The organism is Streptomyces tanashiensis (assembly GCF_014648895.1).
Lineage (GTDB): Bacteria > Actinomycetota > Actinomycetes > Streptomycetales > Streptomycetaceae > Streptomyces > Streptomyces tanashiensis.
In genome coordinates this window covers 123,008-134,752 of the sequence record NZ_BMRZ01000014.1, presented here as the reverse complement: position 1 = coordinate 134,752, position 11,745 = coordinate 123,008, and the positions used below count along the sequence as shown (strand labels likewise).

Genomic DNA, 11,745 nt, shown 5'->3' with positions numbered 1-11,745 from the left:
AAGGGACTAACGTGGTGTTCATGTCACCCACTTCGCGCACTCCCGAACCGCCCCGCGACGCTCCCGAGTCCTATGTGGGCCTCGACGCCGGGGGGGCCGAGCGGCTCGCCAGGGCCCGTGGCTGGAGCGTCGTCCGCTCCCTGCCGCCCGGCTCGATCATCACCATGGAGTACCTGTCGGGGCGCATCAACTTCGAGGTCGAGGACGGCGCCGTCACCCGCTGCTGGCTCGGCTGAGGCGCGGGCGGGACCGCACGCGGAAGGGCCCCGGCCGATGTGGCCGGGGCCCTTTCCCGTACGCGGAGAAGCGCGGCGGAGGGGTGCGGATCAGCCGCGGGTCACCGGGGCGCCGCGACCGCCGCCCACCGGGGCGCGCCGGCCGCCGGCCACCCCCACGGGCTCCCGGGCGGGCTCCTCGGGCACGGGCGGGCGCGGCGGGAAGAACCCGGGGCGCGGGCCGCCGGAGGCCACGGGCAGCGAGGGCACCAGACGGCGACGCTCGCGCAGCCGCTCCCGCATCCGGTCGCGCGCGGCGAGGATCCAGGCCTCCGCCACGGCGATGACCGGCTCGCACCAGGGCAGCGCGAGCAGGACGAGGAGGCCGGCGGCCCAGCCGAGCAGGACGTCGCTCAGCCAGTGCGTGCCGAGGTAGACGGTGGTGAGACCGACGCCGAGCGCGACCACCGCGGAGAGGGCCGACAGATAGCGCCGGGCCCTCGGGGTGGTCGCCAGATAGGCGAGGATGCCCCAGGTCACGACCGCGTTGGCGGTGTGCCCCGAGGGAAATATGTCGCCGCCCGCGAAGAGCTCCGCGGAGCCGACCTGGGTCGCGTAGTGAGGTCCGAGGCGGCCGAGCCCGAGCTTGACCGCGCCCACCGAGACGTTGAGCAGCAGAAGGGCGGCGCCGAGGCACAGCAGGGGGCGCAGGGTGTGCTGGCGCCAGGAGCGCCAGCCCAGCCAGGCGGCCACCATGACGGCCGTGGGACCGCGCTGGCCCAGGACGACGTAGTAGTCGAGGAAGCCGTGGATCTCGGGCCACTGCTGGTACGGCCGGAAGAGCATGATCTTCCAGTCGAGGGTCACCAGCCACGTCGACAGCAGGACGGCCACGACGATGGCGAGATAGAACGCCGACGTCCCGCCGAAGAGGGCGAGACGCGTGCGGGTCATCCGCGGGACCTCTATCTTCGGCGGTTCCGGCTCCCGGTCCAGCCGGGCAAAGATGTCGGTACGCACCCAATCGACGTTACAGGGAGTGAGAAGCAGACCCGGTCGTTCCGCTCCCTTCGTGATGACCATGTGATGTGGAGTGGGTCTCACCCGGTGGTCTATTCCAGGCGTCCGTCGGGAAATCCGATGACCTTCAGCCCTATTGCCGCGCGGGTCGATTCCGGAAGCGTGTTTGAATGCGCGGGAATTTCCTCAAACAGGCGTCCGTGCGGAATTCCATGCGACGCGCGGCCCGCGCCGAGTGGCGTACGCCACACCGCGAGGCCCACCGGGGTGAGAGCTGCACCACGCGCTCGGGGCTTGAACTCGCGTACGCTGACGGCTCACTCGCCCGTCGATGCCGGGCCGCCCCAGGGGCATACGCCCTGGTCGGGGCCCGCCGAGCGCGAGAGCTTCACTGGGAGGTACGTACATGCAGCGGACGAACACGGCCCAAGGGCGATCGCGTGGCGCCGTCGGCGTCGGCGCCAACCGCTGGGTCGTCCTCCTCGTCCTCTGCGTCAGTCTTCTCCTGGTCGCCCTCGACGCGACCATCCTCCACGTCGCGGTCCCCTCGCTCACCGAGGACCTGCGCCCCAGCTCCACCGCGCTGCTCTGGATCGTCGACGCCTACCCCCTGGTCTGCGCGTCGCTGCTGATCCTCTTCGGCACCCTCGGCGACCGGGTCGGCAGACGGAGGGTCCTCCTCCTCGGCTACGCGCTCTTCGGCATCGCCTCGGCGGTCGCCGCGCTCGCCACCGCGCCCGAGGTCCTCATCGGGGCCCGCGCGCTGCTCGGTGTCGGCGGCGCCATGATCATGCCCGCCACGCTCTCCATCCTCCGGACGGTCTTCCCCGACCGGAGGGAGCGCGCCACCGCGATCGGCATCTGGACCGCCACCGCCGCGATCGGGGCCGCCACCGGGCCGGTGCTCGGCGGCTTCCTCGTCGAGAACTACTGGTGGGGCTCCGTCTTCCTCATCAACATCCCGCTGATGGCGCTGATCCTCCCCCTCGGCCGCCGCCTCCTCCCCGAGTCCCGGGGCGCCGCCGACGGCCCCTGGGACGTGCTCGGCGCGCTGATGGCCGCGGGCGGCGTGCTCGGCTGCGTCCTCGGCGTCAAGCGCGCCGGGGCCGGCGACCCGCTGCTCGCCCTCCCGACCGCGGGGCCCCTGCTGCTGGGCGCCGCGCTCCTCGTCCTCTTCGTCCGGCGGCAGAAGCGGCGCGCGCACCCGCTGATCGACATGCGGCTCTTCTCCCGGGCCGCCTTCACCACCTCGGTCGGCTGCATCGTCATCGGCATGCTGGCCCTGGTCGGCCTGGAGCTCATCGCCGTCCAGTACCTCCAGCTGGTCCTCGGCCTCAGCCCCCTGGAGACCGGGCTCCGGCTCCTCCCGCTGACCTTCGCCGCCATGGCCGCCGGCGCCACCGGCTCGTACACCCTGCGCAGGATCGGGCCGCGCCGGATGGTCGGCTGGGGCTTCCTGCTCACCGCCGGCGCCGTGCTGCTCCTGACACTCATGGGGCAGCACGACCGGCCGCTGCTCCTCACGGCGGGATTCGTACTGCTCGGCTTCGGCCTGCAGACCACGCTCTTCTCGGCGTACGAGTCGATGCTCAGCGAGGCCCCGCAGCGGAGCGCGGGCGGTGCGGCGGCGATCGGCGAGACCTCGTACCAGCTCGGCGCGGGCATGGGCATCGCGCTGCTCGGCAGCGTGATGAACGCGGCGTACGCCCCCGGGCTGGCCTCGGTCCCCGGGGTGCCGGCGGAGGCGAGCCGGGCCGCGGCGAACTCGCTCGGCGAGGCCTACAAGGTCGCGGATCAGCTCGGCGGTGCGGCCGGTGACGCCCTGCACCAGGCCGCCCGGCACTCCTTCGTGACCGGTCTGCACGTCACGCTCTTCGTGAGCGCCGCGCTGCTGCTCGTCGGCGCGCTGATGGCCCGGCGCCTGCCGGAGGTCATGGAGTGTCCGGTGGATCCGGAGGATGCCTTCGACGCACTGGAGGCCGAGGGGGCGCTCGCGGGCCCGGAGAACACGGACGGGGCCGCGGAGCCCCGGGACACGACGGAGCCGCCCGCCCCGTCGGAGCTTCCCGTCTCCCCGGAGGGGACGGGGTCGCCGCGGGTGCCCGCGACGCGGGAAGCGATCGAGCCCGCCGGCTCGGGACGTCCGGCGCACTGACCCGACCCCGTCGGGAGGTGCCCGGCCGGGCCGGCGGACCCGCTCAGCTCTGGTTGAAGAAACCGTCCTGCCGACGCCGGCCCGTCTCACCGCTGACGATCTGGGTGTCGGCGGGGGTCAGCAGGAAGACCCGCGTCGCCACGCGCTCGATCGAGCCGCGCAGACCGAAGGCGAGACCGGCGGCGAAGTCGACGACGCGCTTGGCGTCGTTCGGCTCCATCGCGGTCAGGTTCACGATCACCGGAACCCCGTCCCGGAAGAGCTCGCCGATGCCCCGGGCGTCCCGGAAGCCGTCGGGGGAGACGGTGGCGATCCGGCGGCCCCGCTCCTCGGCGGTGTCCGTGGCCACCCGGACCCGGGGGTCCGTCACCCAGGCGTCGCCGCCCTCGGCACCGTCGGCGTACTCGTCGTCGTAGTAACGCTCGTCGTTGTCCTCGACGAGTCCCAGCCAGGCACTCGCCTTGCGCACCGATCCCATGGACGCCTCCTTTCAGCGCGGTCACTTGTGGTTCCGCAATCCCTATCGTCGTCCATGATGCGGATCGCGCGCCAAGTGGATAGGCGCCGCGCAGGGGATTCGTGACGGTACTGGTGCAGAACGTGAGGGCCGTTTCCTGGCGATTCGTCAGGAAACTTGCGGTATGCGGGGCCTGACGGAGGGCCATGTAGCTGAAAATATGAAAGTCGGGCTGGAAGGGTGACGGCGGGCGCGTACGGGTGAACGGGTCTCCTCGCTACGATGCCGCGAGGCCGCTCGGCGGACCTTCACCCGCCTCAGCCCACGACTCACGGGGGAGTCCTTGTTCGGAATCGTCAGACCCTGCACCCACCGGCTCACGGACGGGCTCAAGACCGAGTGGATGGCCCATCTCTGCGGCCTCTGCCTGGCACTGCGCGCCGACCACGGCCAGTTCGCCCGGGTCGTCACCAACTACGACGGGCTCATCGTCTCCGTCCTGACGGAGGCTCAGACCGGGGTCACCGAGGCGGGCCGCCGCACGGCCGGGCCCTGCGCGCTGCGCGCCATGCGGACCGCCCCCGTCGCCCGCGGCGAGGGCGCCCGGCTCGCCGCCACCGTCTCCCTCGTCCTCGCCTCGGCGAAGGTGCGGGACCACGTCGCCGACCGGGACGGCCTGTTGGCCCGCAGGCCCGTCGCCGCCGCGGCCCGCCGCGTCGCCCGCTCCTGGGACAAGGCAGGGGCCAGGACCGGCCGGGACCTCGGCTTTGACACCGCCGTCCTCGTCGACGCCGTCGACCGCCAGACCGGCATCGAGGCCCTCGCGGGCCCCGGCACCTCCCTGCTCACCGTCACCGAGCCGACCGAGACGGCGACCGCGGCCGCCTTCGCGCACACCGCCGTCCTCGCGGGCCGGCCGGGGAACGCGGCGCCGCTCGCCGAGGCGGGCCGCCTCTTCGGCCGGCTCGCCCACCTCCTCGACGCCGTCGAGGACCAGGCCGCCGACGCCACCACCGGAGCGTGGAACCCGCTCACCGCCACCGGCACCTCCCGCGAGGAGGCGCGCCGGCTCGCCGACGACGCCCTCCACGGCATCCGCCTCGCGCTGCGGGACGCCGAGTTCGCCGACGACAAGCTCGCCCACGTCCTCCTCGCCCACGAGCTGCGCACCTCGATCGACCGCGCCTTCGGCACGACCCGCTGCGCGCACGGGGCGGGCCAGGGACCGGTGCCGGGGAACCCGTACGGGGGCGGGGCGCCCGGCCCGTACGGCGCGCAGAACCCCTACGGCGGGAACCCGTACGGAGGCGGAAACCCCTACGGGGGCGGGCCCATGGGTCCCGGGGGACCTGGCGGCCCCGGCGGACCCGGCGGCCTGCCGCCGCAGTTCGGCGGTGGCGCGCCGCAGGCCCCCAAGCCGCGCGGCTTCCTCGCCGGGTGCGCCATGTTCACCTGGCTCTTCTGCACCTGCCAGATCTGCTGCGCCAAGGAGTACGAGGGCCCCTGGTCCCGCAAGAAGCGCGAGGGCTGCTGCCGGGACTGCGACTGCGGGAACGGCGACTGCGGCGGCTGTGACTGCTGCTGCCCCTGCGACGGCTGCTGACCGTCCGCCGGGTCCCCGCCGGAGCCCCGGGTGCCGTCACTTCTTCGGCGCCGGGATCTCCGGCGGGGAGATCTGCGACCGCTCGATGCCCGAGGCCGTCACCCCCCACTTCCTCAGGATCCTGTCGTACGTCCCGTCGGCCTTCAGTCCGTTCACCGCGGCCTGGAAGGCCGGCGCGAGCGGGGTGCCCTTCCTGAAGGCGAAGCCGACGTCGAGGCGGCGGTACTCGTTGAGGAACTTCAGGTTCTCCTGCTGCGTCACCGCGTACCGCACGCCGTTGATCGTGTTCATCACGACATCGCTGCGGCCCTGCTGGAGCGACATCCAGATCGCCCCGGTCTCGCTGTAGACGTTCACCTCGTACGCCGGCTTCCCGGCCTCCGCGCACCGGCCCTTGTTCTTCTCCAGGGTCCGTTCGAACGTGGTGCCGGCGTTCACGGCCACCTTCAGGCCGCACAGCTGCGTGAGGTCCGTGACCGCCTTCAGGGTGCTGTCGGCGCGCGCGGCGAAGCCCTGCCCGTCGTTGATGTACGTCACGAAGTCGATGGTCTTCCGCCGCTCCTCGGTCACGCCGAAGTTCCCGGTGCCCACGTCGTACTTGCCGCTGCCCAGCGCCGGCAGGATCGCCTCGAAGCCGACCACCTCGCGCTTCAGCTCCAGACCGAGCGCCTTCGTCACGGCGGCCGAGAAGTCGGCGTCCACCCCGACGACGGTCCTGCCGTCGGGCAGGTAGGCGGCGCTGGGCGGATTGCTCACCGAGGCGGCGAACGTCAGGCTGCCGCGCTGCCGCACGTCGGCGGGGAGCAGCTTCGCCGCCGCCTCGTTCTTCCTCACCGCCGCCACCACGTCCTCGGTCGGCAGCGCGCCCTTCGCGGCGCCCGGCGCGCCCGAGGCCCCGGCCGGGGCGGTGGCGGGCTCGCCGCCCGAGCAGGCGGTGAGGCCGAGCGCGGCCGCGGTGATCAGGGCGAAGACGAGGGTGGTGCGTGCGGTGCCGGAACTCGTGCGCGTACTCATGGCTTCGGGTTCTCCAGGAATTTCTCGAACGGCAGCGGGCCGATCGACTCGGGATCGGCGGACACGTCGAAGAGCGGGCGGTAGCCGCTCGCCAGGTAGAGGCCCTTGGCCTCGGGCTGGCGCGGCCCCGTCGTCAGGTAGATGCGGGAGTAGCCGCGGGCGGCGGCCTCCCGTTCGAGCACGGTGAGGACACGGCGGGCGAGACCGCGCCTGCGGTGCGCCGAGTGCGTCCAGATCCGCTTCAGCTCGGCGGTGTCCTCGTCGTAGCGGCGGTAGGCGCCGCCCGCCACGGGCCGGCCCTGCTCCAGGAGGAGAAGGAAGGCGCCGTGCGGAGGGGCGAACTCCGCCGCCGGATAGCGGCTCAGATCGTGTGCGGAGCCGTACCGGGTCGTGTACTCGTACGCCAGCTCGTCGAGGAGCGGGCGGGCCAGGGGGTCGGTGGTCGTGGTCCGGTGCACGGACAACGCGAAGGTCATGACGGTCCTTCAGGGCGAAGGAGGAGACAAGGAACGCAAGGCAGGGCGAGGGGAGGGGAGAGCTCAGGCACTCACGAGGGGCCCGGGTGTGAAGGCGCCGCGGAAAACATCACGCGGGCAGGGAGAAGCAGAAGGTCGGCTCAACAGGAAGAGGACCACACGCGACCGAAGTCGATGTGGGAGCGCGTGACCAGCTGCTGCGGATGCATGGCCCCAGTGGAACAGGCATCCGGTCCCGCGTCAACCGCGATGAGACGTACGGCTCACAGTGCGGACACCCTTGACAGCGGGGCGTGTTGACCGCATAGCCTCGAAGGGCGGATCGGGCTGAGGGGCCCGGATCCGCGGTTCAGCGTGTGAAGGCGCACCCCGTGTTCGATCCGCCCTCTGGCATCCACGGAGCCCTCGCATGTCCGCGACCCTCGTCAAAACGCCTTCCACGGCCCCGCCGGCCGAACCACCCCCGCGCATCGTCCCCACCCGCCGCACCGGCCAGTGGGTGGCCGCCGGAGCCGTCCTCGTCCTGCTCGCGCTCGGGCTCGTCTCGGTCGTCCGCAACAAGGCCTTCCAGTGGGACGTCGTCGCCGAGTACTTCACCTCCGCGTCCGTCCTGCGCGGCCTCGGCCTCACCCTGTGGCTGACCGCCCTCGTCATGGCCCTCGGCTTCGTCCTCGGCACCCTGCTCGCCGTCCTCAGACTCTCCGCCAACCCCGTTCTCCGTGCGGTCAGTTGGGGCTACGTCTGGTTCTTCCGGTCCACCCCGATCCTGGTCCAGCTGCTCTTCTGGTTCAACATCGGCGTGCTCTACCCGCAGATCCTCGGCGTGAACACGGTCAACCTCCTCGGCCCCGTCGCCGTCGCCGTCATCGGCCTCACCCTGCACGAGGCCGCCTACGCCGCCGAGGTCGTCCGCGGCGGCATCCTCTCCGTCGACCGGGGGCAGATCGAGGCCGCCCAGTCCCTCGGCCTCGGCCGGTGGCGCCGGCTCTCCCGGATCGTGCTGCCGCAGGCCATGCGCGCGATCGTCCCGCCCGCCGGGAACATGCTGATCGGCACCCTCAAGGGCACCTCGATCGTCTCCGTCATCGCCGTCCAGGACCTGCTCTACTCGACCCAGCTCGTCTACCACCGCACGTACGAGATCATCCCGCTGCTGCTCGTCGCCACGCTCTGGTACGTCGCCGTCACCTCCGTCCTCTCCCTCGGCCAGCACTACGTCGAGCGGCACTACGCCCGCGGAACGGCCGGTGCGCGATGAGCCCGCGCCGCTCCCTCGTGATCGTGGGCGCCGGGCCGCGGGGGACCGGCTTCCTCGAACGGCTCGCCGCCAACCTGCCCGAGCTGTACGGCGACGAGCCCCTCGACGTCCACCTCGTCGACCCGCACCCGCCCGGCCCCGGCCGGATCTGGCGCACCGCCCAGTCCCCGCTGCTCTGGATGAACTCCCAGGCCGAGGACGTCACGATGTTCACCGACGAGACCGTCGACCTCGAAGGACCCGTCCGCCCCGGACCCACCCTCGCCGAATGGGCCGGCATCGACGGCCGCACCTTCCCCACCCGGCCCCAGCAGGGCGCCTATCTGCGCTGGGTGTACGAACGGGCCCGCGCCGCCCTGCCCGCCTCCGTCACCGTGCACGAGCACCGCACCACCGCCCTGCGGGTCAGCGGCCCCCGCGACGGACGCCAGCGGGTCTGGCTGGCGGGCACCGCCGTCCCCCTCCTCGCCGACCTCGTCGTCCTCACCGTCGGCCACCTCGACGCCGAACCCGACCGGGAGCAGCGGGAACTCGCCGCCTTCGCCGCCCGGCACCGGCTCGTCCACCTCCCGCCCGACTTCACCGCCGACACCGACCTCGCCGCCCTGCCCGCCGGCGAACCCGTCCTCGTCCGCGGCTTCGGCCTCGCCTTCGTCGACCTGATGGTGCTGCTCACCGAGGGCCGCGGCGGACGGTACGAGGGCGAGGGCGAAGCGCTCGTCTACGTCCCCTCCGGCGAGGAGCCGGTGCTGCACGTCGGATCACGCCGGGGCGTCCCGTACCACTCGAAGATCGGCTACGTCCTCGACGGCGAACGTCCCCCGCTGCCCCGCTTCTTCGGCACCGAGCAGACCGACGCCCTGCTCGGCCGCGCCGGGCCGATCGACTTCCGGCGCGACGTCTGGCCGCTCATCGACAAGGAACTCGGCTGGGCCCACTACCACCGGCTCTTCTCCACCCACCCCGAGCGGACCGCGCTCGCCTGGAGCGACTTCGAGAAGGCCTACGAGGAGGCGCCGCCGCGCGGGGCCGAGCTCGCCGCGGTCGTCGCCGCCGCCGTCCCGGACCCCGCCGACCGGCTCGACCTCGACGCCCTCGACCACCCCCTGGACGGCCTCCGCTACGACTCCGCCGAAGCGCTCCAGCAGGGCCTGCGCGACTACATCACCGAGGACCTGACCCGCCGTCACGACCCGGCCCACAGCCCCGACGCCGCCGTCTTCGCCGGCCTGCTCTCCGTCTACGGCCAGCTCCTGCGCCTCGGCAAGCGGCTGGACCCCGGCAGCTGGTGGCACGGCTTCTTCAGCTACCTCGCCTCCGGGCCGCCCGGCCCCCGGCTGCGGCAGCTCCTCGCCCTCTCCCGCGCCGGTGTCGTCCGCTTCCTCGGCCCGCAGGTCACCGTCGAGACCGACGAGGAGCGAGGCCTCTTCCGGGCCGCGTCCGCCGCCGTACCGGGGGAGTGGACCGAGGCCCGCGCCCTCGTCGAGGCCCGGATCCCCGACCCCACCCTGGAGCTCACCGGCAGCACGCTGCTGCGCGCCCTGTACGAGGAGGGGACCAGGGCCACCACCGGCGGCCTCCTCGTCGTCGACCCCGTCGACGGCAGGATCCTGGAGCATGACGGGCGCCCGCACCCGCGCCGCTTCGCCCTCGGCCCGCACACCACCGCCCGCACCGGGAGCGCCTTCACCCGGCCCCGCACCGGCGGGGTCGCCTTCGGGCAGAACGACGTCACCGCGCGGGCCGCCCTGGCCTTCCTGCGCGACCGGGAGTGTCGGCTCCCCGCCCCGCTCAGCGCCTGAACCGCGCCCCCTTCTGCTCCCCGTGCCCCGTTCCCGAGGAACCGCCATGTCTCTCACCAGCGATCCGCCCGCCACCGAAGCCGTCACGAAGGACCCCGGCGCCGACGCGTCCGTGCCCGCACTCGTGGTCGTCCCGGTGCGCCACCCCTGGCGCTGGGTGGCCGTCGCCGCCACCGCCGTGCTGCTCGTCCAGTTCGTCCACGGGCTCGTCACCAACCCCGGCTGGGAATGGGACGTCTTCGCGGCCTTCTTCACCACGGAGACGATCCTCCACGCCGTCTGGGTCACCCTCCAGCTCACCTTCTACGGCACCGCGCTCGGCTTCGCGATCGGCATCGTGCTCGCCTTCATGCGGCTGTCCGCCAGCCCGTTCCTGCGGTCGGTCGCCTTCGGCTACATCTGGGCCTTCCGCTCCATCCCGCTCATCGTCCAGCTGCTCTTCTGGTTCAACCTGGCCTACCTCTACAAGGAACTGAGCATCGGCATCCCCTTCGGGCCGAGCTTCCTCTCCTTCGACACGATGGGCCTCGTCGGCGAGATGGGCGCCGCCGTCCTCGGACTCGCCCTGCACCAGGCGGCCTACGCGGCGGAGATCGTCCGGGGCGGCGTGCTCGCCGTGGACGAGGGCCAGCTGGAGGCCGCGGCCTCCCTCGGCATCCCCAAGCTCCGGCAGGTGCGGCGGATCGTGCTGCCGCAGGCGATGCGCTCGATCCTGCCCAACGCCGCCAACGAGATCATCTCGCTCTTCAAGGGCACCTCGATCGTCTCCGTCATGGCGATCGGCGAACTCTTCTACCAGGTCCAGGTCGTCTACGGCCGCAACGGACGCGTCGTCCCGCTCCTCATGGTCGCCACCGCCTGGTACGTCCTGCTCACCACCGCGCTCTCCGTCGTCCAGCACTACGTCGAACGCCACTACGCGAAGGGGAGCGTCCGATGAGCTCCGTCACCAAGACCGCCGACCCCGTCGACGGGACCACCACCGCCAAGGTCGAGATCCGCGCCGTCCACAAGCGCTTCGGCGCCCTCCACGTCCTGCGCGGCATCGACCTCGACGTCCGGGCCGGCGAGGTCACCGTCGTCCTCGGCCCCTCGGGCTCCGGCAAGTCCACCCTGCTGCGGACCATCAACCACCTGGAGAAGGTCGACAGCGGCACGGTCGGCGTGGACGGCGTCCTCGTCGGCTACCGCCGCTCCGGGAACAAGCTCTACGAGCTGCGCGAGCGCGAGATCCTCAGGCAGCGCACCCGGATCGGCTTCGTCTTCCAGAACTTCCACCTCTTCCCGCACCTCACCGTCCTGGAGAACATCGTCGAGGCGCCCGTCTCGGCCCTGAAGCGCCCCCGCAAGGAGGCCGAGGCCGCGGCCCGGAAGCTGCTGGAACGCGTCGGACTCGCCGACAAGGCGGAGGCGTACCCCAAGCAGCTCTCCGGCGGACAGCAGCAGCGGGTCGCCATCGCCCGCGCGCTCGCCCTGGAACCGAGCCTGCTCCTCTTCGACGAGCCGACCTCCGCGCTCGACCCCGAACTCGTCGGCGAGGTCCTCGACGTCATCAAGGACCTGGCCGCCTCCGGCACCACCATGATCGTCGTCACCCACGAGATCGGCTTCGCCCGCGAGGTCGCCGACACCGTGGTCTTCATGGACGAGGGCCGGATCGTCGAACAGGGCTCGCCGGCCGAGGTGCTCGACAGCCCCCGCCACGAGCGGACCCGCGCCTTCCTCTCCAAGGTCCTCTGACCACC

11 protein-coding genes are annotated in these 11,745 nt (G+C 72.5%); 7 read left to right on the top strand and 4 right to left on the bottom strand.

Annotated features, from left to right (window positions below; all coding sequences use genetic code 11):
- Positions 1-20: 20 nt before the first annotated feature.
- Positions 21-236, top strand: a complete 216-nt coding sequence (locus IE237_RS31070; RefSeq protein WP_189805463.1) for an I78 family peptidase inhibitor — start codon at positions 21-23, stop codon at positions 234-236.
- 90 nt (positions 237-326) lie between these two features.
- On the opposite strand, the gene IE237_RS31065 is transcribed toward IE237_RS31070, so the two are convergent.
- Positions 327-1,169, bottom strand: coding sequence for a phosphatase PAP2 family protein (locus IE237_RS31065; protein ID WP_370468319.1), 843 nt, complete (start codon positions 1,167-1,169; stop codon positions 327-329).
- Between the two features lie 472 nt (positions 1,170-1,641).
- Between IE237_RS31065 and IE237_RS31060 the strand changes: the two genes are divergently transcribed.
- The gene (locus IE237_RS31060; protein WP_189805461.1) at positions 1,642-3,390 is read left to right on the top strand and encodes an MFS transporter; all 1,749 of its coding nucleotides are present in this window, start codon (positions 1,642-1,644) and stop codon (positions 3,388-3,390) included.
- A gap of 43 nt (positions 3,391-3,433) precedes the next feature.
- Here the strand turns inward: IE237_RS31060 and IE237_RS31055 are convergent, their stop codons facing one another.
- Positions 3,434-3,868, bottom strand: coding sequence for a cell division protein SepF (locus IE237_RS31055; RefSeq protein ID WP_189805460.1), 435 nt, complete (start codon positions 3,866-3,868; stop codon positions 3,434-3,436).
- A gap of 322 nt (positions 3,869-4,190) precedes the next feature.
- On the opposite strand from IE237_RS31055, the gene IE237_RS31050 reads away from it, so the two are divergent.
- Entirely contained in the window at positions 4,191-5,450 is a 1,260-nt protein-coding gene (locus IE237_RS31050) for a DUF5685 family protein (protein WP_189805459.1), read from the top strand.
- Between the two features lie 36 nt (positions 5,451-5,486).
- On the opposite strand, the gene IE237_RS31045 is transcribed toward IE237_RS31050, so the two are convergent.
- Both IE237_RS31045 and IE237_RS31040 read right to left on the bottom strand, forming a co-directional pair.
- On the bottom strand, positions 5,487-6,464 hold the full coding sequence (locus IE237_RS31045; protein ID WP_189805458.1) for an ABC transporter substrate-binding protein: 978 nt from the start codon (positions 6,462-6,464) through the stop codon (positions 5,487-5,489).
- Positions 6,461-6,940 carry a GNAT family N-acetyltransferase gene (locus tag IE237_RS31040; protein ID WP_189805457.1) on the bottom strand — a complete coding sequence of 160 codons (480 nt, stop codon included), beginning with the start codon at positions 6,938-6,940 and terminating at the stop codon, positions 6,461-6,463. Before IE237_RS31040 ends, IE237_RS31045 begins: the two co-directional genes overlap by 4 nt.
- Positions 6,941-7,349: 409 nt before the next feature.
- Between IE237_RS31040 and IE237_RS31035 the strand changes: the two genes are divergently transcribed.
- Genes IE237_RS31035 through IE237_RS31020 form a run of 4 tightly spaced genes read left to right on the top strand, consistent with a single transcriptional unit; the run spans position 7,350 to position 11,740 of the window.
- Positions 7,350-8,198, top strand: a complete 849-nt coding sequence (locus IE237_RS31035; protein ID WP_189805456.1) for an amino acid ABC transporter permease — start codon at positions 7,350-7,352, stop codon at positions 8,196-8,198.
- On the top strand, positions 8,195-10,000 hold the full coding sequence (locus IE237_RS31030; protein ID WP_189805455.1) for an FAD/NAD(P)-binding protein: 1,806 nt from the start codon (positions 8,195-8,197) through the stop codon (positions 9,998-10,000). Before IE237_RS31035 ends, IE237_RS31030 begins: the two co-directional genes overlap by 4 nt.
- 46 nt (positions 10,001-10,046) lie before the next feature.
- Positions 10,047-10,940, top strand: coding sequence for an amino acid ABC transporter permease (locus IE237_RS31025; RefSeq protein WP_189805454.1), 894 nt, complete (start codon positions 10,047-10,049; stop codon positions 10,938-10,940).
- The gene (locus IE237_RS31020; protein ID WP_189805453.1) at positions 10,937-11,740 is read left to right on the top strand and encodes an amino acid ABC transporter ATP-binding protein; all 804 of its coding nucleotides are present in this window, start codon (positions 10,937-10,939) and stop codon (positions 11,738-11,740) included. Before IE237_RS31025 ends, IE237_RS31020 begins: the two co-directional genes overlap by 4 nt.
- Positions 11,741-11,745 lie beyond the last annotated feature (5 nt).